Source organism: Rhodococcus jostii NBRC 16295 (genome assembly GCF_001894825.1).
Classification (GTDB): Bacteria; Actinomycetota; Actinomycetes; order Mycobacteriales; family Mycobacteriaceae; genus Rhodococcus_F; species Rhodococcus_F jostii.
In genome coordinates this window covers 76,626-101,281 of the sequence record NZ_BCWY01000004.1, presented here as the reverse complement: position 1 = coordinate 101,281, position 24,656 = coordinate 76,626, and the positions used below count along the sequence as shown (strand labels likewise).

The 24,656-nt window shown below is 67.8% G+C and carries 24 protein-coding genes; 7 read left to right on the top strand and 17 right to left on the bottom strand.

What is annotated here, in order from left to right:
• Positions 1-13: 13 nt before the first annotated feature.
• From RJ1_RS04500 to RJ1_RS04490, 3 genes are read left to right on the top strand one after another with little or no spacing between them, the layout of a single operon-like run.
• Complete coding sequence (locus RJ1_RS04500) at positions 14-619, top strand: hypothetical protein (protein ID WP_338049588.1); 606 nt, start codon at positions 14-16, stop codon at positions 617-619.
• Between the two features lie 9 nt (positions 620-628).
• Entirely contained in the window at positions 629-2,029 is a 1,401-nt protein-coding gene (locus RJ1_RS04495; RefSeq protein ID WP_073358776.1) for a DUF2252 domain-containing protein, read from the top strand.
• Positions 2,030-2,072: 43 nt separating this feature from the next.
• On the top strand, positions 2,073-2,852 hold the full coding sequence (locus RJ1_RS04490) for an IclR family transcriptional regulator domain-containing protein (protein ID WP_073358775.1): 780 nt from the start codon (positions 2,073-2,075) through the stop codon (positions 2,850-2,852).
• A 37-nt stretch (positions 2,853-2,889) separates the two neighbouring features.
• Here RJ1_RS04490 and shiA read toward each other — a convergent pair whose 3' ends face one another.
• Positions 2,890-4,248 carry a shikimate transporter gene (shiA, locus tag RJ1_RS04485; RefSeq protein ID WP_073358774.1) on the bottom strand — a complete coding sequence of 453 codons (1,359 nt, stop codon included), beginning with the start codon at positions 4,246-4,248 and terminating at the stop codon, positions 2,890-2,892.
• A gap of 256 nt (positions 4,249-4,504) precedes the next feature.
• On the opposite strand from shiA, the gene RJ1_RS04480 reads away from it, so the two are divergent.
• Positions 4,505-5,914 (top strand): amino acid permease, encoded by a 1,410-nt coding sequence (locus RJ1_RS04480; protein ID WP_073358773.1) that lies wholly within the window; start codon positions 4,505-4,507, stop codon positions 5,912-5,914.
• Between the two features lie 104 nt (positions 5,915-6,018).
• Positions 6,019-6,996 (top strand): Gfo/Idh/MocA family protein, encoded by a 978-nt coding sequence (locus RJ1_RS04475; protein ID WP_073358772.1) that lies wholly within the window; start codon positions 6,019-6,021, stop codon positions 6,994-6,996.
• A gap of 10 nt (positions 6,997-7,006) precedes the next feature.
• Here RJ1_RS04475 and RJ1_RS04470 read toward each other — a convergent pair whose 3' ends face one another.
• The 9 genes from RJ1_RS04470 to RJ1_RS04430 form a co-directional block, all read right to left on the bottom strand.
• Positions 7,007-8,542: a phospholipase C gene (locus RJ1_RS04470; RefSeq protein ID WP_073358771.1), complete on the bottom strand. Its 1,536-nt coding sequence runs from the start codon at positions 8,540-8,542 to the stop codon at positions 7,007-7,009.
• A 56-nt stretch (positions 8,543-8,598) separates the two neighbouring features.
• The gene (locus tag RJ1_RS04465) at positions 8,599-9,465 is read right to left on the bottom strand and encodes a TauD/TfdA dioxygenase family protein (protein ID WP_073358770.1); all 867 of its coding nucleotides are present in this window, start codon (positions 9,463-9,465) and stop codon (positions 8,599-8,601) included.
• Positions 9,466-9,720: 255 nt separating this feature from the next.
• Positions 9,721-10,482 carry an SDR family NAD(P)-dependent oxidoreductase gene (locus RJ1_RS04460; protein ID WP_073358899.1) on the bottom strand — a complete coding sequence of 254 codons (762 nt, stop codon included), beginning with the start codon at positions 10,480-10,482 and terminating at the stop codon, positions 9,721-9,723.
• Positions 10,482-10,949: a nuclear transport factor 2 family protein gene (locus RJ1_RS04455; protein WP_073358769.1), complete on the bottom strand. Its 468-nt coding sequence runs from the start codon at positions 10,947-10,949 to the stop codon at positions 10,482-10,484. The genes RJ1_RS04460 and RJ1_RS04455 overlap by 1 nt, the downstream gene beginning before the upstream one ends.
• Positions 10,950-10,996: 47 nt before the next feature.
• Positions 10,997-11,827: a mycofactocin-coupled SDR family oxidoreductase gene (locus tag RJ1_RS04450; RefSeq protein ID WP_073358768.1), complete on the bottom strand. Its 831-nt coding sequence runs from the start codon at positions 11,825-11,827 to the stop codon at positions 10,997-10,999.
• Between the two features lie 2 nt (positions 11,828-11,829).
• Positions 11,830-12,630 (bottom strand): mycofactocin-coupled SDR family oxidoreductase, encoded by an 801-nt coding sequence (locus RJ1_RS04445; RefSeq protein WP_073358767.1) that lies wholly within the window; start codon positions 12,628-12,630, stop codon positions 11,830-11,832.
• 12 nt (positions 12,631-12,642) lie between these two features.
• On the bottom strand, positions 12,643-12,897 hold the full coding sequence (locus RJ1_RS04440) for a hypothetical protein (RefSeq protein ID WP_073358766.1): 255 nt from the start codon (positions 12,895-12,897) through the stop codon (positions 12,643-12,645).
• Complete coding sequence (locus RJ1_RS04435; protein ID WP_073358765.1) at positions 12,898-14,565, bottom strand: FAD-binding protein; 1,668 nt, start codon at positions 14,563-14,565, stop codon at positions 12,898-12,900.
• A 92-nt stretch (positions 14,566-14,657) separates the two neighbouring features.
• On the bottom strand, positions 14,658-15,176 hold the full coding sequence (locus RJ1_RS04430; protein ID WP_073358764.1) for a flavin reductase family protein: 519 nt from the start codon (positions 15,174-15,176) through the stop codon (positions 14,658-14,660).
• A 128-nt stretch (positions 15,177-15,304) separates the two neighbouring features.
• Between RJ1_RS04430 and RJ1_RS04425 the strand changes: the two genes are divergently transcribed.
• A complete protein-coding gene (locus RJ1_RS04425) occupies positions 15,305-16,042 on the top strand; it encodes a PadR family transcriptional regulator (protein WP_073358763.1) in 738 nt (245 codons plus the stop codon).
• Here the strand turns inward: RJ1_RS04425 and lipP1 are convergent.
• The 5 genes from lipP1 to RJ1_RS04400 all read right to left on the bottom strand — a co-directional run bounded on the left by lipP1 (position 16,039) and on the right by RJ1_RS04400 (position 21,277).
• Entirely contained in the window at positions 16,039-16,983 is a 945-nt protein-coding gene (gene lipP1 / locus RJ1_RS04420) for a LipP1 family hormone-sensitive lipase (RefSeq protein ID WP_073358762.1), read from the bottom strand. The two genes, RJ1_RS04425 and lipP1, sit on opposite strands and share 4 nt — an antisense overlap.
• An 18-nt stretch (positions 16,984-17,001) precedes the next feature.
• The gene (locus tag RJ1_RS04415; RefSeq protein ID WP_037225931.1) at positions 17,002-17,793 is read right to left on the bottom strand and encodes an IclR family transcriptional regulator; all 792 of its coding nucleotides are present in this window, start codon (positions 17,791-17,793) and stop codon (positions 17,002-17,004) included.
• Between the two features lie 170 nt (positions 17,794-17,963).
• Positions 17,964-18,869 carry a biphenyl-2,3-diol 1,2-dioxygenase gene (gene bphC / locus RJ1_RS04410; RefSeq protein WP_073358761.1) on the bottom strand — a complete coding sequence of 302 codons (906 nt, stop codon included), beginning with the start codon at positions 18,867-18,869 and terminating at the stop codon, positions 17,964-17,966.
• Positions 18,870-18,906: 37 nt separating this feature from the next.
• Entirely contained in the window at positions 18,907-20,088 is a 1,182-nt protein-coding gene (locus RJ1_RS04405; protein WP_073358760.1) for an acyl-CoA dehydrogenase family protein, read from the bottom strand.
• 28 nt (positions 20,089-20,116) lie between these two features.
• Positions 20,117-21,277, bottom strand: coding sequence for a 3-ketosteroid-9-alpha-monooxygenase, oxygenase component (locus tag RJ1_RS04400; protein WP_073358759.1), 1,161 nt, complete (start codon positions 21,275-21,277; stop codon positions 20,117-20,119).
• Positions 21,278-21,503: 226 nt separating this feature from the next.
• Here RJ1_RS04400 and RJ1_RS04395 point away from each other — a divergent pair, with 226 nt between their 5' ends.
• On the top strand, positions 21,504-22,004 hold the full coding sequence (locus RJ1_RS04395) for a hypothetical protein (RefSeq protein WP_073358758.1): 501 nt from the start codon (positions 21,504-21,506) through the stop codon (positions 22,002-22,004).
• A gap of 68 nt (positions 22,005-22,072) precedes the next feature.
• Here the strand turns inward: RJ1_RS04395 and RJ1_RS04390 are convergent, their stop codons facing one another.
• Complete coding sequence (locus RJ1_RS04390) at positions 22,073-23,734, bottom strand: flavin-containing monooxygenase (RefSeq protein ID WP_073358757.1); 1,662 nt, start codon at positions 23,732-23,734, stop codon at positions 22,073-22,075.
• A 115-nt stretch (positions 23,735-23,849) separates the two neighbouring features.
• Positions 23,850-24,626, bottom strand: coding sequence for an RsiV family protein (locus tag RJ1_RS04385; protein WP_073358756.1), 777 nt, complete (start codon positions 24,624-24,626; stop codon positions 23,850-23,852).
• Positions 24,627-24,656 lie beyond the last annotated feature (30 nt).

The following is a 24,656-nucleotide window of genomic DNA, read 5'->3' as shown; positions in this document are numbered from 1 at the left end:
CTCACGTGAGGAGGTGACGGCAGTGCTCCTGCCCCGGAAGATCGCGCAGGGGGTGGCGGACGGCACCGTCACCGTTGCGTTCCGCCGCTGGGCAGCGCCGCGGGTGCTCGAGGGTTCGGAGTTCCACACGGTCGCGGGGATGGTCCGGATCAGCTCGATCACGACCGTCGACCCGGACGGCATCACCGAGGACGACGCACGCCGCGCCGGAGCGGTGTCCGTCGCCGAGGCACTGGCCACGCTGCGGGGCAGTCCGGGACAGCCGGTGTTCCGCATCGGCCTCGAGTGGGTCGGCGAGGATCCGCGCATCGCGCTGAGCAGCGACGCCGACCTGTCGGCCGACACGGTCTCGGAGATCGCGCAGCAGCTGGAACGCCTGGATGCGCGGAGCAGTCACGGCCCGTGGACGCGCAGGATCCTGCAACTCGTCGCCGACAATCCGGGCCGCCGGGCGCCGGACCTCGCCGAGAGCCTCGGCCGCGAGACCCAACCGTTCAAGCGGGACGTGCGGAAGTTGAAGAACCTGGGGCTGACGCACAGCCTCGATGTCGGATACCGGATTTCGCCGCGCGGTGCCGCTTTTCTCGCAGCGACCAAAAGAACGGCCGGCGGTGCCTAGACTCGAACCATGGCCACGTCCTCCCGAGCCGGTGAGACCACGGTGATCGATGCCCGACGTTCGGCGGGTAAGGCCGCTCGGGAGTCTCTCTCCCGTAAGGCGCAGGGTGCGTTCGCCCTTCCGGACCGCGACCCGGTGGCGGTGATCGAAGCGCAGAACGCGACGCGGGTGCAGTCCCTCGTGCCGATCCGGGTCGGTCGCATGCTCGATTCACCGTTCGCGCTGTACCGCGGTTCGGCCGCGATGATGGCGCACGACCTCGCCGATTCACCGGTCACCGGATGTCAGGTGATCGCCTCCGGCGACGCCCACCTCGCCAACTTCGGGCTGTTCGCCTCACCGGAACGCCGGATGCTGTTCGACCTCAACGACTTCGACGAGGCGTATCCGGCGCCGTGGGAGTGGGATGTGCGCCGGCTCGCCGCGAGCGTGTGGATCAACGGGCGCGACAACTCGTACACCGAGGAGCAGTGCGCCGATTCCACCAGCGCCGCCGTCCGCTCCTATCGGAACTCTCTCGAGGCACTGTTTCAGCTGACCGCCACGGAGCGGTACTACCACCAGGAGGAGACGGACGTCCTCGAGCGCAACCCGGGCGCGCAGAAGCGGCAGATCCGGGCGGTCACCGAGAAGGCGCGCAAACGGACGTCCGAACAGGTGCTGCGGAAGCTGACCACGACGGAGGCGGACGGCCGCCCGTACATCGTCGATCAGTTCCCCGTCATCCGGCACTCCACGAACTACGACCTGGGCCGCATCACCGAGATCTACCTCCTCTACCTCGCCACCCTGCGCACGGACGTCCGACTGTTGCTGTCGCAGTACGAGGTGGTCGACTACGCGATGCGCATCGTGGGAGTGGGCAGCGTCGGAACCCGCTGCTGGTTGTTGCTGCTGCAGGGGCCGGCCGGCGAGCCGCTCTTCCTACAGGGCAAGGAAGCCCCGCGGTCGGTTCTGGAGACACACGGGAAGGTTGCGACCGCACCGGCATCGATCATTCGTGCGGTCGCGGAGAACGGTCAGGGCGCTCGAGTCGTCGGTGCGCAGCGAATTCTCCAGGCGCAGTCGGACCCGTTCCTGGGGTGGGTGCACAGCGTCGAGGGCCCCGACGGTCGTCTGCGCGACTTCTACCTCCGGCAGTTCCGCGACATGAAGGGGTCCGTCGACCTGCAGGCTCTGGACCCGGACCAGTCGGCCAGGTATGCGGCGGTCTGCGGCTCGATGCTCGCCCGCGCGCACAGCCAGAGCCCCGGATCCGCCTTCATCGCCGGATATCTCGGCACCGGGGATGCCTTCGATCGGGCCGTCACTGCCTGGGCCCGCCTCTACGCGGACCAGTCCGAGAAGGACTACGACGCGCTGCGGAAGGCTGTGAAGTCGGGGCGGCTTCCGGCGGAGACCGGACTTTAGCCCGGTAGCATCGACAACGTGCGCGAATCAGGGGGCTGCTGAGGTGGCCGAGCAGCCGGCGTCGGGGGAACGGTACTTCCTCGAATCCCTGGACCGCGGTCTGACCGTTCTCGAATGTTTCGACGACCAGCACCGTGAGCGCACGCTGAGTGAGGTGGCGCAGGCTGTCGGGATCACCCGCTCCACGGCCCGTCGCATTCTGCTCACCCTGGTGGACAAGGGGTTCCTGCGACTCGACGGCCGCAGCTTCTCGCTCACACCGCGTGTGCTCCGGTTCGGTTTCTCGTATCTCGCCGCGCTGCGGTTGCCGCAGGTCGCGGATCCGCACATCGAGGCTCTCGCGAAGGAACTCGGCGAGACCATCTCGGTGACCATCCTCGATGGTCCCGACGTGGTGTACGTCGCGCGGGTCCGCTCACCCCGGATCATCCGCATCTCCATCACGGTGGGCATGCGGTTCCCCGCGTACGCGACGTCCACGGGTCGTGTTCTGCTGGCCGGGCTTTCGGCCGACGCGCTCGACGACTACCTGAAGTCCACCGAGTTCGAGTCGTTCACACCCCACACGATCTCGGACGCCGACCAGTTGCGCGCCGAGGTTCGGACGGTCGCCGCCGACGGCTGGTCGATGTCGGAGAACGAACTCGAGATCGGCATCCGCGGGGCGGCGGTGCCCATCCGGGATCGGACGGGAGCCGTGGTTGCCGCCCTCAACGCCTCGCTGCAGGGAACCCAGTACACGCGGGACGACGTCGCGGCGACGGTGGTGCCGAAGCTCGTGGCCACCGCGGAGCGGATCGGCTCCGACCTGTCCCTCGGCTAGACGCCGAGGGATCAGCTACGTCTCGATCGACCCTGGCTCAGCCCGCGTTCTCGAGCGTCGCGGATGTTGCGGCGCCCGACACCGCTGCACCCGAATCGGGCTGCAGCCGCCATGCGATCAGGGCGCTGACGATGCAGCCGCCGGCGAGGTACACGGCCACGAGGTGCCAGGACCCACCGCTGACGGTGACCAGGGCAGCCGCGATGAACGGGGTGAAGCCGCCGCCGATCGCGCTGGCCACCTGGTAGCCGACTCCCGCGCCGCTGTAGCGGTACTCCGCGCCGAACATTTCGGTGAACAGTGGCTGCTGCACGCTGACGACCATGTCGTGCGAGATGTTGACGAGGAGCACGGCGACGATGACGGTGCCGACCATCGAGCCGTTCTCGAGGACGACGAAGAACGGGAACGCGCACACCGCGCCGATCACTGCGCCGAGGATGTACACGCGCCGGCGGCCGTGCTTGTCCGACAGCCAGGCGAACAACGGGATCGTGCCGATCCCCACGGCACCGACGAGCAGGCCGACGTTGAGCATGAAGTTGCGCTCCATGCCCAGTTCCTTGGTGGAGTAGCTCAGCGCGAACGTGGTCACGATGTACATGGAGAAGAGTTCGGCGAAACGCAGACCGATGATCTGCAGGAATGCCTTCGGGTGGTTGCGCAGCGCCTCGACCAGGGGAATCCGCTTCTTCTCCTGCGCGGCCTGCTGCTCTTCGATCTTCTCGACCTTCTCGACGAACTCGGGGCTCTCCTGGACGCCGGCGCGGATCCACAGGCCGATACCGACGAGGACGACGCTGGCGACGAACGGAACACGCCAACCCCACTGGCTGAACGCGGTCTCGGTGGTCAGATTGCTCATGAGCATGACAAATCCGGTGGCGAGGATGAGACCGACCGAGTAGCCGACCTGCACGCCGCTGCTGTAGAACGCCTTCTTCTTCGGCGGCGCACTCTCGACGGCCATCAACGCTGCTCCACCCCACTCGCCTCCGACGGCGAAGCCCTGGATGGCGCGCAGGGTGACGAGCAGGACAGGCGCCCACCAGCCGACCGATGCGAACGACGGCAACAGACCGATCAGGGCGGTGCTCGTGCCCATGATCAGCACGGTGAGGATCAGCATCCGCTTGCGTCCGATGCGGTCGCCGTAGTGGCCGAACACGACGCCGCCGAGGGGACGGAACAGGAATCCGACGCCGAACGTCGCGAACGCGGCGAGCGTCCCGATTGCGGGGCTGACGTTGGGGAAGAACTCCTCGTTGAACACCAGGGCCGCAACCAGCCCGTAGAGCAGGAAGTCGTACCAGTCGATGACCGCGCCGACGAAACTGCTCAGCGCTGCTCTTCGCGCCTGCTTCTCGGCCGCCGGGGTGAAGGCGTGATCGCTCATTCCGAATTCCCGTCTAGGTTGGTACCGGACAGTCTGTTCGCATGCCGAACGCATGTCCGCTGGTTGAATAATGTGACGGTAGCCATAGCATTTCCGTGTTGTCAAGAAGGCGCAGATGCGTGGTACTGCCGTTTCGTCTATACCGACGGCACGAATTTCACCGAATCGGAGGTTCCGCCGCCCCCGCGACTCGTACACACTTTCCCGGTTCAGCGACGCACATCACATCCGGAGCAGCGCCGAAGGGATTTTCTCCATGTCAGGAACCACCGATCCGCAACTTCAGCACACGCTGAAGAAGCGACACCTCTCGATGATCGCCATCGCGGGGGTGATCGGAGCAGGCCTATTCGTGGGCTCCGGGGTCGCGATCCGCGAGACCGGCCCCGGCGTTCTGGTGGCCTACGCGCTCGCGGGCATCGTCGTCATCCTGGTGATGCGCATGCTCGGCGAGATGTCGACCGCCAACCCCGAGACGGGATCGTTCTCCGCGTACGCCGACCGCGCGATCGGCCGATGGGCCGGATTCAGCATCGGCTGGCTCTACGCCTGGTTCTGGATCATCGTCCTCGGCATCGAGGCGACGGCCGGAGCGGTCATCATGAACCGCTGGATCCCCGACGTCCCGCAGTGGAGTTGGGCACTGATCCTGATGGTGCTGCTCACGCTGACGAACATCGCGTCCGTCAAGTCGTTCGGCGAGTTCGAGTTCTGGTTCGCGTCGATCAAGGTGGCGGCCATCGTCATCTTCCTCGTGCTCGGCGTCCTCGCGATCTGCGGAGCCCTGCCCGGCGTCGAAGCACCCGGACTCACCAACCTCACCGGTCACGGCGGGTTCTTCCCCAACGGGGCCGGTGCCGTATTCGCGGCAGTGCTCGTCGTCGTGTTCTCGTTCTTCGGCGCCGAGATCGCGACCATCGCCGCCGGCGAATCCGCGAACCCCGTCGCCGCTGTGCGCAACGCCGTGCGCTCCGTCGTGTGGCGCATCCTCATCTTCTACATCGGCTCCATCGCCGTCGTCGTGACACTGCTCCCCTGGGACGACGCCTCCGTCGCGCTGAGCCCGTACGTCGCCGTCATGGACTCGTTCGGCATTCCCGCGGCCGGCAACATCATGGACGTCGTCGTGCTCACGTCGGTGCTGTCCTGCCTGAATTCCGGCCTGTACACGGCGAGCCGCATGATCTTCTCGCTCTCCCGCCGCGGCGACGCCCCGGCCGCGCTGTCGAAGATCGGATCGTCCGGCGTTCCGCGTCAGGCCGTTCTCGTCTCGACGGTGGTGGGATTCCTGACCGTCGGCCTCAATTACCTGTACCCGGACACCGTGTTCCTGTTCCTCGTCAACTCGTCGGGAGCGATCGCGCTGTTCGTGTGGCTGGCGATCTCGGTGTCGCAACTGCGCATGCGGCGTCAACTCGAGGCCGAGGGCGAGGACCTGACGCTGAAGATGTGGCTGTTCCCGTACCTGACGTGGTGCACCATCGCCGCCATCATCGCGCTCTGCGTCGGCATGCTCGTACTGCCGGAGACGAGGAGCCAGATGTACGTCTCGATGGGACTCGCCGCCGTGGTGGTCGGGATCGGGATCTACCGTCAGCGCGCACGCTCGGCCGCCGACGCCGCACCCGAGACCTCCGGTGAGGTGGTCGACGCCCACCCCCACTGAGCCCCGATCTGTTCGCATAGTGAACAGTAGTGCGCTCTCGGAACTCGGCGTACAGTCCGCCGAGGAGAGGCCGGACTCACCGGCCCGAGGAAGGATCGAAGCTCATGAGGTGGGCGATTCTCGGCGCGAGCAACATTGCCGCCACACGCGTGCTCCCCGCATTGCGCGAGTGCGGGCAGACCGCGGCAGTTGTGCTCAGCGGTGACGCTGCGCGCGCGGAGGAATACCGGCGGACCCATGACATCGAGTCCGCCACCGGCGACCTGCGCGAAGCGGTCGGCGGCGACGTCCGGGCCGCGTACATCTCCTCGACCAACGACAAGCACTTCGACCACGCCATGGCCGCGATCGACGCGGGTCTGCACGTGCTGTGCGAGAAACCGCTGTCCTTCGACGTCACGCAGGCGCAGAAGATGGTCGACGCCGCCGCGGCCGCGGGGGTGGTGTTCGCGACGAACCATCACCTCCGCACACACCCCGTCCACCGCGCGGCGCGAAAGATGCTGGCCGAGGGCGCGGTCGGCGACGTCCTCTCCGTCCGCGTCGCCAACACGATCCTGCTGCGCCAGGCCCTGCGTGGATGGCGTCTCGACGGCGTCGGCGGCGGGGTTGCCCTCGACCTCGCGGTCCACGACATCGACACCCTCCGCTTCGTGACCGGGATGGAACCGACCACGGTGACGGCGGTCGGAGTCTGCCAGGGGCTCAGTGAGGGACCGGCGGATGCCGTGATGACGAGCGGCATCCTCGGCACCGACACCCTGTTCTCGCTGCACGACGCGTACACGGCTCCCGACGGAGTCACCGGATTCGAGATCCACGGAACGGCAGGCACTCTCGTGGCGAGCAACTGCATGCGCCCCGATCCCACCGGGACGCTCCGGATGGTCACGAACGGCCGCGACACGGCCGTCCCGCTCGAGCCTGTCGACAACCTGTACGCACCCGGGATCCGGGCGTTCGTCGACGCCGTCCGCGGGGACGGTGAGCCGGTGGCGACGGGACACGACGGACTGCGTTCGGTGACCGCCGCGCTGGCCATTCTGCAGTCGATCGACGAGGGCCGCGCGGTACGCCTCTGAGGCGAGGCGGCTACATGATCAGCCCGCTGGGACGACGCCGCAGCGGCGACTGTTCCTGCACCGGCATCGAATTCGGCGGGACGGGGTAGGGCGCGCCGGCATTGAGCGTCCCCGCGGCCACGTTCGGCCCGCACTGCGCGATCGCCGCCTGCAGGCGTGGCCCCGGGTCGGTCATCGCGGGAACGCCGGCGTTCGGTGCCGACGAGAAGTCGAACGCCGACGTCATGTCACCGACGGCGCCGCGACGCCAGTCGGTGAGATTGGGGACGGGGACGGCGAAGCGCTTCTCGAGGAGCCGCAGCTGCGAGGTGTGGTCGAACGTGTCGGACGCGACGAGGCCGCCGCGACTGTACGGCGAGATGATCAGTGACGGCACCCGGAACCCGAGGCCGATCGGTCCCGGATTGTTCTCGCTCTCCGACACCGTGTTCAACGGAACGGTCAGGTACTCGCCCGGGGTGCCCGGCGGCGGCGTCGGCGGGGTGACGTGGTCGAAGAATCCGCCGTTCTCGTCGTAGCTGATGATCAGCGCCGTCTTCTCCCAGATCGCCGGGTTGGACGTGAGAATGTCGAGTACCTCGACGATCCCGACCGCCCCTGCGGCCGGGGGAAGCGCTGGATGCTCACAGGTGAAGATGTTCGGCACGATCCAGGACACCGCGGGCAGGGTGCCGTTCGCGACGTCGGCCCGGAAGTCGTTCGGGTACGTCGGATCGAGGCCGCGGCGGGCGAGTTCCGAATTCGGGTCGCTGTACTGCGTGAAGCAGCCGAGCATCCCGTCGAGGGCAACACTCGACACAGGCCCGAGATCCTTGTTGGCGTACACCTTCCAGCTGACGCCCGCCTCCTGCAGGTTCTCCGGGTAGGTACGCCACGAGTACGCGAATCTGGGGATCACCGTCGGCGTCTCGACGAGCGGCCCACCGGCCAGCCCGTCGGGGTCGATCGTTCCCGTCATCCAGTACAGCCGGTTCGGGTCCGTCGGTCCGAGCACCGAGCAGAAGTAGTGGTCGCAGATCGTGAAGGCGTCGGCGAGGTCGTAGTGCACCGGGATGTCGGCCCGCGTGTAGTAACCCATCGTCGCGGGACCGTTGAGCGGCCCCTCGTGTGCGATGTGCACCGGCATCCACCGGTCCATGCCGCCGCCGTTCCACGCGTCGTGCTGCGGACCCCACGAATGGGTCGGGTCGTTGATGCATTCGCCGTCGAGGTGCGTGCCCTGGGTGGTGTCGAGACGGAACGGGTTCAGATACCCGGTGGGGGTCGGCCCCACACCCGGTGTCCACCCGTACTGCTGCCACGTCGGCGAGGGGTCGTCGAAGCCGCGCACCCCCGACAGCGTGCCGTAGTAATGATCGAACGAGCGGTTCTCCTGCATGAGGTAGACGAAGTGCTCGATGTCTCCCAGCGACCCCGAACCACCCGGATCCTGCGCGTACGCCCGGTCGATGACCGGGCCCGCCCACGAACTGAGGAAGGCGGCGCCACCGGCCGCTGCGGCGGAGGCGAGAAACTTGCGACGTGAGATGTCCGATGCCGGGGTCACGGATCGTGACGCTAGTCGCTGCGGACGCCGCCCGCCCGGTGAATGCGCGGGTTGCTCTACTGCGGACCGACCGGCACGTCACCCTGCAACGTGATGCGGTGCATGACGCGGTGCTGCGTTCCGTAGTCGCGGTTGGCGTAGTGCGCGGTGCTGCGGTTGTCCCACAGCACGAGGTCGCCGAGGCGCCAGCGGTGACGCACGATGTGCTCCGGTTTGGTGAGGTGCGCGTAGAGGAAGTCGAGAATGCCCCGGCTCTCCGCCTCGGACACACCGGCGATGTGCGACGTGAACCCCGGGTTCACGAAGATGCCCTTGCGTCCGGTCTCCGGGTGAACCCGCACGACGGGATGCTCGACCGGCACGAGTGCCGTGACTTCCTCACCGTCCCAGACGTTTCCCTTGCCGCCACGTTTCTGCGCGAGGTAGTACCCGAACTCGCGGTTGCCGTCGTGCACCGCCGTCAGCTGATCGATCATCTGCCGGACCGGCAGCGACAGCGACTCGTACGCGAGCTGACTGTCGGCCCAGTTGGTGTCGCCGCCGTGCGGCGGGAGGACGACGGGGCGGAGGATCGACCCCAGCGGCGGTCGCTTCATGAACGTCACGTCGGTGTGCCACACGTCGGCGAAACCGTTGTCCTGGCTGTCGAGCGCGTACACCTCCTGCGCGACGTCGCCGCTGTCGTGGACGGGATGCCCCGCCGTCAGCTGGCCGAGGCGGCGACCGAACTCGATGTGGCTCGCGACGTCGAGTGACTGACCCCGCAGAACCAGAACCTTGTGCTCGGTCAACGCCGAACGAATGGCTGCCACCTCGGCGTCGGTGGCGGTGGCGACGTCCAGCCCGAGGATCTCGGTGCCGAACGACGGGCCGAGTTTGTCGAGCGTCAGCGACGCCGTCCTGGTTTCGAATGCAGTGCTCATGATTACTTTCGCGGAGATGTCGAGGGTCGGCCCGGACCTGCGAACGCGGAGAATGCGCGAGGAATTACCGGATGCCGGAGGGTTACCGAGGCGTGGGCAGCACGCGGTACGCGCGCCGGACCGTCAGCAACAACAGATGTTGGCGCACGTACGGCACAGGTCGACGGTGAGGCGTCGCACCAGGTGAGTCGTATGCACGACCCAATTCCTACCGGATAGGAGGGAAATGAGCAAGCGCGGGGCAACCGGTACGGGTCAACTCCAGCGTGCCTGCCCGCCGTCGAGTGGAATGGTGGCACCGGACAGGTAGCCGGCGTCGGTGCCGACGAGGAAGACGACGGCGCGCCCGATGTCCTGCTCACAGTCACCGATCCGGCCGAGCGGGATCGACTTCACGAACTCGGCGGCCTCCTCGGGATTGTTCTCCGTCCACCACTTCAGGCCCGGGGACAGGGCATGCGGCGCAATCGCATTGACGCGGATGCCGTCGGGGCCCCATTCGCTGGCCGCGGTGCGGGTGAGCGAACGCATCGCTTCCTTGGTGGCCGCGTACAGCCCGTAGCCGCTGGTGTCCCACCGCACCGCCGAGGAGCTGACCAGATTGATGATCGAACCGCCGCCCCGCGCCTTGAGGTGGGGGTAGCACAGCTGCATGAGGAACAGGGTTGCCACCGGACCGACCGCCATCGCGCGGTCCAGCAGCTTCGGGGTGACGTCGAGGAGTGGTCCGAGCGCGCTGGCGTTGGCGTTGTTGATCAGGATGTCGAGGCCGCCGAACACGTCCACCACGCGGTCGACCATCGGCGCCAGCTGATCACGTTTGCTGACGTCGCAGACGATCGGTTCGGCGACACCCCCGAAGTCGGCGATGGCGGCACACGTGTCGACGAGTTTCGCCTCCGTCCGCCCGACCACCCCGATCCGGGCGCCCTCCTTGGCCAGCGCGAACGCCATGCCGGCGCCCACACCCTGACCGGCGCCGGTGATCAGCGCGACCTTGCCGTCCAGCGTGCCCATCAGGTGTCCGCCCATCTGTTGGCCGTGAGATGGAAACTCGGGATGTCGGCCAGCGACATCATCGCTTCGTAGGTGCGCTCGTATCCCGTGTGCGCGATCCGCCACCGCCCGTCGCCGCCGCGCACGTAGCGGTCGGAGTAGAACGCCGCCCCGCGCAGCAGCATGCCGTGTTCCGGGATCAGAACGGTGTCGGACAGGTACCACCGCCCCGTGGCCGTGTCGCCGTCGACGTCGATCTCCGGGTGACCGCAGTGGTGCTCGGTGATGGTGTTCGCTCCGAGGTTCGACTTCATGTATTCGACGAGCGCGTCGCGGGAGTCGAAGGTGAGACGCTCACCGTAGTTCGCGGTGGCGTCCGGCAGCAGGGTGTCCGCGAACTCGTCCCAGCTCTTCGTGTCGAGCGCGCGCAGGTACGCGTACTTGAGCCGGGAGATCGCGGCGACGGCCTCGAGATCGGAAACTGACACCTGTTCTACATACCACGGGCGACGTACCGCGCGGAGCAGCTCGGGAATTATCGGCTGGAGCTGCCCGCGTCGACCGGCAGGGCGACGGACGTGATGTACCGCGCCTCGTCCGACGCCAGGAACAGCGCGGCGTTGGCAACGTCGACCGGTTCGATCCACGGAATCGGCAGCATGTTCATCGTCACGGCGGCCGCGGCGAACTCCTCCCGGGTGGGGTGCTCGAGGTCGGGCCGGAACGCCCGCCGCACCATGTCGTTCTGGATCATGTCCGTGTCCACGTTCGTGGGATGCACGCTGTTGACTCGCACCCCGTGCGGCGCGAGCTCCTTCGCCAGCGACCGCATCAGCCCCACCACCCCGTGCTTGGCCGCGGTGTAGTGGGCGACGCCGACGAGCCCGCGCAGTCCGGCGATGGAGCTGGTCAGGATCATCGCCCCGCCGCCCCGCTCGATCAGGTGCGGGGCCGCCGCCTTGCACGTCTGCCACACCCCCGTCAGATTGACGTCGAGCATCGTCTGCCACGTCTCGGCATCGAGTTCCAGTGCGGCGCCGGACGACGTGATGCCCGCTGTGGCGCACACGAAGTCCAGCCCGCCCAGCTCTGCGGCCGCCGCCGTGACCGTCTCGGCCAGAGCCGCTCCGTCGCGCACGTCCACCTGCGCGGTCACGATCCGGCGACCGGTGTCGCGGACCAGTTTCGCGGTCTCCTCGAGATCCTCCGGACTGGCCGGCGGCGTCACCACCGTGCCGACCGGGCCGCACAGATCGACGGCCACGACGTCGGCGCCCTCCTGCGCGAACCGCAGCGCCTGCGCCCGGCCGATGCCGCGGGCGGCACCGGTGACCAGGACGACTCTTCCGTTCACTCGACCTGTCATCTCTACACTTTCTGCGTCAGTCCGGCATCGACCACGAGTTGTGTGCCGGTGATGTATCGCGATTCGTCCGAGGCGAGGAACAGCAGCGCATTGCTGACGTCCCGCGAGTCCAGCCACGGAACGGGCAGGACGTGATTGGCGGTGAGGACGGGAACGACGTCCTCGGGGGTCGGGTTGTCGAGGTCCGGCCGCAGCCGTGCCATCGTCGCCGGGTTCAGCGTCATGCGGGTGCCGACGGCGCCGGGGTGCAATACGTTCACCCGGATGAACTGCGGACCGAGTTCGTTGGCGAGGGTCCGGGCCAACCCGACCACGGCGGTTTTCGACGCCGAGTAGTGGGCCGCCCCGGCCACCGCCTTGATGCCGGCGGTCGAACTGACGATCACGACGGAGCCGCCGCCGTCGCGCATCGCCGGGACCGCGGCCGTCGCCGTGTTCCAGACCCCGGTGAGGTTGACGTCGAGCGACCGGTTCCAGTTCTCGTCGTCGATGGTCCAGGCGGGGCCCGGGTTGTCGACGACACCGGCGTTCGCGACGACGACGTCGAGAGCGCCCAGTTCCTCCACCCCGGCGGCGACGGCCGCCCGCAACGCGGACGGATCCCGCACGTCGGCGTGGGCGACGACGGCCCGCCGGCCGAGTTCGGCGACCAGCCTGCCGGTCTCGGCGAGTCCGGCCTCGGCCGACGGCAGATCGACGAGAATCACGTCGGCGCCCTCCTCGGCGAGCCGGACCGCGTGACTGCGTCCCATGCCGTTTCCGGCACCGGTGATGAAGGCGACCTTGCCTGCCATCCGTGACATCGGTTGTCCTCTCTAGTCCAGGCGGCCGGGAGTCGGGTAGCTGCGCAGGGACAGCCCCACCCGCCCGTCCTCCACCGCGTCGTCGATCGATCCGCGCAATGCACCGCAGGTGGGAACGAACATCGAGTGCTCCCCCGCCTCGGCGCGCGACGCGAACTCCGGGCACCTCTGCTCGGCGTCGTCCAGCCACTGCACGCTGGTGTGCGCCTCGCTGTACTTCTCCACGAGCACCGCGTTGCCGCAGCGCCGGCATTCGACGGGAAGCACTCAGCTCACCGCCCCTGCTGCATGACGGGCGCCGATCCAGCCGAACACCATCGCGGGACCGATCGTCGCGCCCGCACCGGCGTAGTCGTTGCCCATCACGGATGCCGACGTGTTTCCGGTGGCGTAGAGACCGGGTATGGGTTCGCCGCTGCCGCTCAGCACCTGGCTGTGCTCGTTGCACACAAGGCCGCCCTTGGTGCCGAGGTCGCCGGCTTCCATCCGCACCGCGTAATACGGTGCCTTGTCCACCTCGTCCATCGTCGGGTTGGGCAGCCGAGGGTCGCCGTAGTAGCGGTCGTACGCGCTGTCTCCGCGACCGAAGTCGGCGTCGACTCCCGCCCGGGCGAACCCGTTGAACCGGGCGATCTCCGCCGACAGCGAGTCCGCGGGAACGCTCATCTGCTGCGCCAGTTCGCCGATCGTCGCGGCGCGCAGCATCAGCCCCGTCTCGAACCATTCGGCCGGGAACTTCTGACCGGGCATCACACCACCGAACTGGTAGCGGCTCTTCGCCTTCGAGTCGAACACGAACCACACGGGGTCGTGACCGCCGGCGATCTGGTCGTGGACGAACGACACGTACGGGGACGCCTCGTTGGTGAACCGCTTGGCGTTCTGGTCGACGATCAGCGACGGCGGGATCGACCGCTCCGACACGAGGACGTGCATGATGCCGTCCGGCCGCCGGAACGACGGCATCCACCAGGCGTCGTCCATCAGGTCGACGGCGGCGCCGACCTGCTCGCCGGCCACGATTCCGTCACCGGTGTTGTCGGGCGAGCCGGCGCTGTAGTTGTCCTTGCCACCCTCGCGGAGGTACCGCTTGCGCATCTCCTCGCTCTGCTCGAATCCGCCGGTGGCCATCATGACGCCGCGGCGGGCGCGGATACGCAGTTCCCGATCCCCGGATTCGACGACCGCGCCGGTCACGGCCCCCGATTCGTCCGTGATCAGGCTCTTCAGCGGGGAGTTCAGCCACAGCGGCACCCCCGCCTCCTGCAGCGTCAGCCGCAGCCGGCCGACGAGCGCCTGGCCCAGCGTCTCCATCCGCCTGCGCCGCACCATCGCCAGCACCGAACGCCAGCCGACACCCAGCGCGGTCCGGCGACCGGCCCACGTGCGGAAGAACATGTTGAGGTGACGGAACTCGGTCGACGTCATGTACAGCCCACCCGGCATCGCGAGGGAGTTCGGGCGCTGCAGTTCGCGGTCGGCACCGAGCTGGTTCATGTCGAACGGCAGCGGTTCGACCGTCCGCCCCTTCGGCCGGCCGCCGACGTTCTCGGGGTGGTAGTCGGAATAGTCCTCGCACCAGGAGAACCGGAGATGCGGGCAGTCCTGTTCGAAGAACCTCATCATCGCGGGCCCCTGCTCGATGTACGCGTCGAGGCGTTCGGCCGGCACGCTGTCGCCGACGATGGACTCCAGGTACTCGCGGACGTCGTCGGGGTCGTCGACCCGGCCTTCGCGGACGAGGATCGGCGAGTTCGGGATCCACAGGGCGCCACCGGACAGTGCGGTCGAACCGCCGTACACCCCGGACTTTTCGACGACGAGGGTGTCGAGTCCTCGCTCGGCACCGGCGAGGGCGGCGGTCATTCCGCCCGCACCGCTGCCGATCACCAGGAGATCGACCTCCCGGTCCCAGTTCTGCTCGTCTACGCTCATCGTGCACACCTTCCGAAGTGGTCTCGATCACACTCTGCCGGTGTCAATTGCTGTTTCCCACAGTCCTTCCCGCCGAGCGGGAGACAACGCGGCTACGTGGCGGCGGTGAAGATGCCGAGCCCGCCGCGGTACACCAGGAGCGGAGGCACGTCCCTCAGCACGTCCAGTCCGGTGACCCGCGCGACGACGATGGTGTGGTCTCCCGCGTCGTGCTCGAATTCGACGGTCGCCTGTACCTGTGCCAGTACACCGTCCAGCGCCGGGGCGCCGTTGCCTGCGTGCGACCACCCCACGTCGGCGAACTTGTCGGCGCCGCTGGTCGCGAACGTCCCGCACACGTCCCGCTGGTCGTGGGCGAGGACGTTGACGCAGACGTGTTCGCTCGCCCGCAGCCGCGGCCAGCTGGTCGACGTCCGCGCGGGGCTGAACGACACGTACGGCGGGTCCAGCGACAGCGACACGAACGACTGGCACGTGAAGCCGTGCGGGGTGTCACCGTCGTGTGCGGTGATCACCGTGACCCCGGTGCAGAAATGCCCGAGCACCGACCTGAGCTCGGCGGGGTCGAAGCCTCGCACCACCGGCGGCACGGGTTCTTCGGTACGTGTCATCGTGTCTCCTCGGATCGACGGGTTGCGATCAGCCTCGCCGCGGCAGCCGTCGCGCGGAACACCCCGTCCCACCCAGCGGCAGCCTTTCGCAAGCCTGCGCCCGAACGCTCGGTTGATAAGCTCGGGAAATGCCTTCGTCCGACCCCACACAGAGTTCCGGGTTCGCCGGCCTCCGCTCCACGAGCTGGCCGGTGCTCGGCATCTTGTCGTTCGGCGAGGAGCTGTCCGGCTACGACCTGAAGAAATGGGCCTCGTACAGTGTTCGGTTCTTCTACTGGAGCCCGTCCTTCAGCCAGGTGTACTCGGAGCTGAAGAAGCTGGAAGACCTGGGGTACGTGACCTCCCGGACCGTCGTGGACGACGAGGCCCGGGTGAAACCCAAGCGGCTGTACAAGATCACGGATGCGGGCATGGCCGTCATGCGCAGCTGGGCGCGGGAGGCGCCGATCGATCCACCCGTCCTCAAGCACGGGGTGATGCTGCGCATGTGGCTCGGTCACCTCACCGAGCCGGAGCAGCTCAAAGATGCTCTGAAAGAGCACATCTCGTATGTGGAGGGGATGAGCAGGCAGGCCGCACTCGACGCCCGCGACTCCGACGTCGAACCCACGTGGGCGTTCGCGCACATGGTCAACAAGTGGTCCGAGCGGTACTACGCGGCCGAGAGCGAACTGGCGAAGCAGATGCTCGCCGACATCGACGAGGCCGTCGAGCGGATGCACGGCGAGGGCACGCCGGAACATCCCGGTGTGCCGAAACCGACCGCATCACATTCGATCCGGCGCTCCCGCGAAGCGCAGCAGGAGTACCAGGCCGCGATGAAGGCGGCCCGGGACGCGGACGACGAGGCGGAGCGCGAAGACTAGTTTCGGGCCCGCACGGCCGCGAGGGCACGGAGCCGCGGCCACAGCTCCCGCCGCTCGGTTTGCGCCGCGGTCATCGCGTCGATCGTCAAGAATCCGTGGAACATTCCCTCGACCCGCCTGCAGTGCACGGGCACACCGGCGTCGGCGAGCGCCGCGGCATACTTCTCACCCTCGTACCGGAGCGGATCGCGTTCGGCGGTGATCACGATCGCGGGCGGGAGTCCGCCGAGATCCTCGGCCCGCACCGGGGCGGCGTAGGCGGGTGCGCCGTCGCGGTGAGTGGGCAGGTACTGATCCCAATACCATTGCATCGCAGAGCGGGTGAGGAAGTGACCCTCCGCGAACTCCTCGTACGACTCGGTGTCGAAGACCGGTTCGATCACGGGGTACATCAGTAACTGTCCGACGACGGACGGCGTCGACCGATCGCGGGCCATCAGCGCGGCGACGGCCGCGAGGTTGCCCCCGCTGCTGTCGCCGGCGACGAGGAGACGATCCGGGTCGGCGCCGAGTTCACCGGCGTGCCGCGCGACCCAGCAGGTGGCGGCGTAGGCGTCGTCCGCCGCCGCGGGCCACTGCGCTTCCGGGGCCAGGCGATAGTCGACGGAGACGACGACGGCGCCGATCCCGTTGCACATCGCGCGGCAGAAGCCGTCGTGGCTGTCGAGGTCGCAGATCACGAACCCGCCGCCGTGGAAGAAGACGACGACGGGCAGAGGCTCCGCAGACTGTGTCGCCGGCGCATAGATCCGCACCGCGATCGGCCCGGCCGCACCGGGGATCTCCCGGTCCTGCACGCTGCCGACCGATTCGGGGTCCACGGCGGCCTTGCGTCCCGCTTTCGTCGCCGCGCGGGCCTCGGCGCCCGTCATCGTCTCCACCCGGGGAAAGTTCTCGTTCAAGCCCCGGAGAATGGTCGCGGCCTGCTCGTCGAGCGGCATCTGTACTCCTCGGTCGTCTCAGGCGGAGTATCGGTCGGTGCGTCCGGCGGCCGGTGTCGCGGTCGACATGTAATTACGCCAGGTGCCCTTGGCGGACATGCGAATCGGCGCGGTCAGGCGGTGATCGAGCTTGATCTGGCTGCTCGGACCGCAGACCGAGATGGCCGCCACCACGTTGTCCTCGGTGCCGACGGGCACGGCGACACAGCTGACGCCGACGAGGTCCTCTTCCCGGTCGTACGCCGCTCCCCGCTCGCGGGTCTTCTGCAGTTCGGCACGGAACGCCGCGGGCGAGTCGATGCTGAAGCGTGTGCTGCGCGGCAGCCCCGCCTCGACGACGCGGTCGACCACGGACTCCGGCGAGTGTGCGAGCAGCACCTTGCCGACGCTCGTGCAGTGCGCCGGCTGGCGGCCCCCGACCCGGGACGGCAGCCCGACCCCGAACCGTCCGGCGATCTTCTCCAGGTAGACGACGTCGATCCCCTCGAGCACCGCGAGATGCACGGCGTGCCCGGTGAGGCGATGGAGTTCGTGCAGGAACGGCAGCGCCGCCCGGTGCAGACGGTCCTGGTGTACGGCCAGCGACCCGAGTTCGAACAGTCGCATGCCGAGCTCGTAGTCCCGGCCTTCCCGGCGGAGCCACCTCAGCTGGACGAGACGTTCGAGCATCCGGTGCGCGGAGGATCGCGGAAGCCCCGTGCGGCGCACGATCTGCGCGAGCGTGAGCCTGCCCGGACCGTCGAACGCGTCGAGGAGTAGTGCGGCGCGATCGAGTCCGGCGGTGGGGGTGGGGCTGAGTGTCGTAGTCATGGGGACCTCCGTAGCGGCGCTGCTCGATGCGGCGTCGCGGTGTGTGACTGGCGACACTTACTATAAATAGGCATATGCCTATTTGCAATAGCGCTTCTCGCACGTCCCCGAACAGGCAAAAGGCCCGGCGCGCGCATCGTTGGATACGCGCACCGAGCCCAGACACCCGTTTACATCGCCGCCAGCGGTTCGCTTCCGGACCAGTCGTGGCCCCAGTAACTGTCGGCGGTGATCTCCTCCGCGGAGTAGTACTTCTCATCCACCTTCATGCCGTCGGTGCCGAACTCGATGTCCCAGCCGCCGGGCGCCCGCACGTAGAACGACACCATCTTGTCGTTGGTGTGACGACCGAGGGTCGACGAGACGGAGAATCCGTCCTTCACGACGCGGTCGAGCGCCTGCCCGACGGCGTCGAGCGTGTCGACCTCCACCATGATGTGCACCAGACCCGGCGCGCCGCCGTGCGGTGCGGGGCACAGCGCCAGGCTGTGGTGACGCTCGTTGACGCCCATGAAGCGCACCCGCATCGGGCCGAACTCCGGCGGTGCCGGGATACGGAAGGCGCCGCGGGGCAGGAAGCCGAGCACCTCGGTGTAGAAATCGAATGCCCCGCTGAAGTCCATCACCGGCAGCACCACGTGGCCGAGGCCCTGCGCCCCCGTCACGAACTTCGCGCCGAACGGGGTGACCACCGGGCTGTGGTCGAGGACGGCGCCGTGGAAGATCTCGATCGTCGCGCCGGTCGGGTCCTGGAACGTGACGACCTCTTCGACGCGCCGTGCGTCGGCCTCCTCCACCGACAGCGGCTTGACGGCGATACCGGCGCCCTCGACCGCTTCCTGGACGCGAACCAGGCCCGCGTGATCGCGAACCTCCCACCCGATGGTGACGACCTCGTCCGTCTCACCCGGCACGATCACGATGCGCGCCGCCCGCTCGTCCATCCGGAGGTAGAGGGCGTCCTCGTCGGGCCCGCTGCCCTCGGCGAATCCGAGGACGTCGAACGCGAAGGTGCGCCAGCGCTCCAGGTCGTTGGTCTGGATCTTGACGTGGCCCAGTCCCTTGATGTCTGTCATGTGTTGTCCTTCTGCTGTTTTCGAGGTCCGACGCCGGTCAGATCATCGACTTGAGGTTGTCGGCCGGGTCGAGGCCGAGCGAGCTGAGCGCCGAGGCGTGGTACACGGTGCTCGGCACGTGGATCGCGTGCGCCAGGCCGGCGTGCGCGTCCCGCCAGTACCGCTGCAGGGGCTTGTCCATGCGCAGCGCGTTGCCGCCGGAGCGGGCGAAGATCTGGTCGACGGCGGTGACCGCGCGCCAGGCGGCCCGCACCTGGGTGCGGCGTCCGGCCGCGCGGTCCTCGAACGTGACCTCCCGGCCCGACTCGACGAGGTCCCAGATCCGGTCGACGTTGGCGAGCAGTTCCTGGCGGGCGGCGTTGATGTCGGCCGCCGCCTCACCGACGGCGAACAGGACGTACGGGTCGTCCTTGATCGCGGTGCCCTGGGCGCCGACGCGGTCGCGCTGGTAGTCGAGGTGAGCGGCCAAGGCTCCCTCCGCGATTCCCACCACGGCGGAGGAGATGCCGAGCGGGAACATCGTCGACCACGGCATGTTGTACAGGGTTTCGGTGCGGCCGAACTTCTGCACCGCGGTGCCGTTCATCACCTCGTCGGCGTCCATCACCCGGTAGTCGGGGACGAAGGCGTTCCGGACGATGATGTCCTTCGAACCGGTCCCCTTGAGCCCGACGACGTTCCACGAGTCCTCGACGATCTCGTAGTCGCTGCGCGGCAGGATCATGTGCAGCATCTTCGGCGGCAGCGCCATGGCGCCGTCCTTGTCGCCGAGCATCGCGCCGAGGAAGATCCAGTCGCAGTGATCGGTACCCGAGGAGAACTGCCAGCGTCCGCTGAAGAGGTAGCCGCCGTCGACCGGGGTCGCGATCCCGGTGGGTGCGTACGGCGAGGCCATCCAGGTGTCGGTGTCGGAGCCCCACACCTCGTCCTGCACCTTCGGGTCGGCGAACGCCAACTGCCAGGGGTGCACGCCGACGATGCCGCACACCCACCCGGTGGCCGGGTCGAGGGACGCCGCCGCCATCACCGTCTCGGCGAATTCGCGCGGGTGCGCCTCGAAACCGCCGTACTTTGCGGGCTGCAGCAACTTGATCGGCCCGGCCTCGCGGAGCTTCTTCGCCGTGTCGTCGGGCAGCCGGCCGATCCGCTCGGCCTCGGGCGCCTGATCGCGGAGCTGATCCGCGATCGCCATGATGTTGTCGAGAACCTCGTGGGTCATCTGTCGTGTCCTTCTACTCTGTGCAGGATCAGGCGTTGGTGTCGAGCGGCACGACGCCGTTGGCGAGGTTGTCGGCAACCTCCGCCTCCCAGCTCTGCACTGCCCTGGTGGTGTCGATCTCGAACTCGAAGCGCTTGGTCATGTCGTCGGTGATGTCCTCGACGTCCACGTAGAACTGCTGGTACCAGCGGCGCAGCTGATAGACGGGCCCGTCCTCCTCCGACAGCAGCGGGTTGTCGATGCGCGACTTGTTCAGCCAGATGTCGACGTCCTGCTTGAATCCGAGCTCGACGCCCTCGGCGAACTGCGCCGCCATGCCGTTCGCCATCTCGTCGGTCAGCCCCTCGGGCTTCTTGACCATGGCACCCCACTGCAGCACGAACGAATCGGCGCTGACCGGGTAGTGACAGTTGATCAGCACCGTCTCGATCATCATGCCGTTCGCCTCGCTCCACAGCTTGTCGATCATGTACGACGGGCCGAAGTACGACGCGTCCGAGCGCAGCGTGGAGTTGGGGTCGTCGTAGCTGGTGCCCACCGAGATGTCGTGGCGGGGCGTCGACTGCATGTACTGGGTGGCCACGTGCCCTTCGAAGACGTTCTTGAAGTAGCGCGGGAACGAGAAGTGAACGTAGTAGAAGTGGGCCATGTCGACGACGTTGTCGACGATCTCGCGGCAGTGCGAACCCTCGACGAGCAGTGAATTCCAGGTCCAGTCGGTCCATTCCGAGGAACCGAATCCCTCGATCTCGGGAATCGTCACGTCGGCGGGCGGCGGGTTGCCCTGCGGGTCGTTCCAGACGTAGAGCTGGCCGTTGCGCTCGATGGTCGTCCAGGCCCGGGTCCGCGCCAGCGGCGGGACACGGCGCGCGTACGGGATTCCCGTGCACTTGCCGTTGCCGCCCCAGCGCCAGTCGTGGAACGGGCAGGCGATGGAGTCGCCCTTCACGGTGCCGTGCGCCAGGTTGCCACCCATGTGACGGCAGTAGGCGTCGAGCACACTGAGCGTCCCGTCCGAGGTCTCGAACACCACCAGGGACGTGCCGAACGCGTCGACCTGATGCGGGGCGCCGTCCCTGAAGGTCTTCGCCAGACCCAGGCAGTGCCACCCTCGCGCGAAACGCGTTGGTGCCGACCCCACTTCGATCATCCGGACTTCGTCGCCGTCAACGGCACTGTTGCGCGCCATGTCTACCTCCGCCTCGCTGTACGTCAAGAACACCCTCGGGGTGTGGTGTAGCTCATAGTCGGCGTGTCCGGTCCGATGCGGTACCCGACTCTCCCACTCAGCGAGAGGCTTTCGGAACGCGCGGAATCGGCAGCAGATCGGCGTCCCGATCACAGGGACCACGCACCCCGTTCACGCACCGCGGCGACTACCGTGCGGATCACATACCCGTGACTTGGGAGGAACGATGGCCGCACTCATCTCTTCGCAGCCGTACGCAGCAGAGATCCGCCGGCTGTGCGCCGACGCCGTCCCGAACGGGGTGGCCGTCACCCCCGAGCCCGGAACAGCGGTCGAGCAGGACCTCCTCCTGCTGCGACCCCGAACCGACCCGGACCTGTCGCCGCAGGTCCGGAGGGTGGGCGATCACGACCTGCTCGTGCAGTTCCGCAACCGGGACGAGCAGTTGGTCTACGAGTTCTGGACCAACAGCTTCACCGGAACGGTCACCCCCGAGGATCGGTCGGTGGACCTCCTCGAGCAGCACGGCGCCGAGCACTTCCCCGGGACCCTCCGCCGGTTCCGCACCCGCATCCGGCGGGCGGTGCCGTCGGATGCGGTGTTCTCGTCGTCGTTGCAGCAGACCTACCTCCAGGACGGCGCCCGCATGGCCGACGTGACCATCACGTGCACACGGGGCGTGGACGTGCTCGCGCAGGCCTGGGCCACGTACGCGCTGCCCGACTGAGCTCCTTCTCCTACGAATTGGTCAGCCGCGCGGGCAAGAACCCGCGCGGCTGATCACTATCTCCGCAATTACCCCACCGGGTCGGCCAGCCTCGCCCGCGACCGGCTGAACTCGAACCCGCGGAATCCCTCCTCCGCGACGTCGGCGCAGATCCGCCCGTACGCGCCGAAGCCGCCGATGTACGGCATGAAGACGCGGGGCTTGCCCGGAATGTTGGCGCCCATGTACCAGGAGTTCGCCAGCGGGAACAGGGTCTGCGCGGCGAGCTCGCGGCAGTGCTCCACCCACTGCTCGGTGGCCGGAACCGACGCCTCGACCGCGTCGTGGTCCTTCTCCCACAGGTGCGCGATGCAGCCCGCGATCCAGTCGATGTGCTGCTCGGCGCCGAGCACCATGTTCGCGAGCACCGACGGGCTACCCGGCCCGGTCACGACGAACAGGTTCGGGAACCCCGGAACACCGAGACCGAGATACGTTTTCGGCCCCTCGCTCCAGTACTCGGCGAGCGACACCCCGTCCCGGCCGACGATCCGCATGCGGTCGAGAGCCCCGGTCATGGCGTCGAATCCGGTCGCGAACACCAGGGTGTCGAGCGGGTACTCGGCGTCGACGGTGGTGATGCCCGACGGCGTGATCGAGTCGATCGGCGCCGCCTTGAGGTCGACCAGGGTGACGTTGGGCCGGTTGTACGTCTCGAAGTAGTTCGTGTCGGTGACGATCCGCTTGGTCCCGATCGGGTGATCGTCGGGGATCAGCCTGTCCGCGACCGCCGGGTCGTCGACGAGACGGCGGATCTTCTCCTCCGCGAACTCCCGCGCGGTCGCGTTCGCGGCCTCGGTCTTCGTCTGGTCCGGAAAGGTTTTCGCGAACAACACCCCGCCGAGCTTCCACCGCGTCTCGTAGGCGTCGCGACGTTCCTCGTCGGACACCTCGAGTGCGGACTTCGGGTGCGCGTTGTACGGCGAACCGCCACCGCTCTCCCAGGACAGGCGACGGCGTTCGTCGTATCCCGCCTTGATCGCGCGCCGCATCTCGTCGTCCCACGTCTCGTTCCCGGCCGGGACGCTGTAGTTGGCGCTGCGCTGGAACACGTACAGGTGTTCCGCCTGCTCGGCGATGAGGGGAATCGACTGGATGCCCGACGAGCCGGTGCCGATGATCCCGACCTTCCGGCCGGTGAAATCGACGCCCTCGTGCGGCCAGTGGCCGGTGTGATGCGTGTCCCCCGTGAAGGTTTCACGGCCCGGAATGTTCGGCATGTTCGCCGTGGACAGCGCACCGGTCGCGAAGAGACAGTACCGGGCGGACAGGACGTCGCCGCGGTCGGTCCGCACCTCCCACCGGAGCGATTCCTCGTCCAGTTCGGCGGAGGTCACCCGCGTGTCGAACAGGAAATTGTCGCGGAGGTGGAACCGGTCCGCGACATGGTTGATGTACTCGAGGATCTCGGGCTGGGTGGCGTACTTCTCGCTCCAGTTCCACTCCTGCTCGAGTTCCCGCGAGAACGAGTACGAGTAGTCGACGCTCTCCACGTCGCAGCGGGCACCGGGATAGCGGTTCCAGTACCACGTGCCGCCCACACCGGCGGCCGCCTCCACACCCTGGACCGTCAGACCCAGGCTCCGCAGTTTGTACACCGCGTACAGACCTGCGAAACCGGCGCCGACGACGACCGCGTCCACGGCGCCGATCCGATTCGCACGAGCATCATTTTCGGTGCGTGCACTCACGGGCGCGCTCCTCTCCCATTCGACAGACACTTTCGGCAGCAAAGCCTGTCTGGGACGGTAGGTCGCGAAACCGGGGCAGCCACAGGCTCGTTCCCGGTGAGCGGTCGGGCAGGTACTAGCTCGACACGACGGGGGCGAGATCGGGGTCGATCACGTCGGCCAGGGCGTCCCACGGCACGGTGACGGTGACGAGTCCGACGGCGTGCGGCCCCACCTGATAGTCGTTGAAGTGGATCTCCATGCCGGCCGGGGTGGCGAGCCAGTTGGCGAAGTTCGCCTCGGTCGGCTCGATTCCGCTGCGCTCGAAGTCCGGTCCCGCGACCGTGTCGGGAAGCAGGAGCGCGGATTCGTCCGACAACTTCTGCAGTCCGGCCGGAAGGTCGGGGAACAGGTCGCCGAGCGTGATCGGCGCCGCCGTGTCGGCATTCACCACCACCGTTGCGACGATCGGCGTGGGATGCGCTCCTGGTGGATCGGCGTTCCACGACGTCACCAGCAGACCGCTGATCACGTGCTCGCCGATGTGCGCGACGCTGTGCTCCTGCGTGCTCAGCGTGAAGGAATCGGTGCCCCAGCCGTCGATCTGGTCCTGCAGGGCGGAGCGCATCGATTCGTTGAATTCGGCGGTGACCGCCGGATTCCCGCCCTCGACCTGCGGAATGATCACGTCGTAGCCGACGCGGCCGGTGGAACCGGTGACCTGCAGCGACGTCTCCGTGTAGGGCGCGCTCGCCGACGTCGGCGCCTCGGTCGTGGCCTGTTCCGCGGCGGACACGGTCGTGGTGGCCGAGGGCTCGCTCACCGCCGTGCCCGTCTGGTCGGAGCAGGCGGCCAGCGCGAGGACGATCGCGACGAGCGCCGCTGCCCGACCAGATCTCCGGATACCGCTCATGGGCTATCTCTACCACGTGGATTGCGCGAG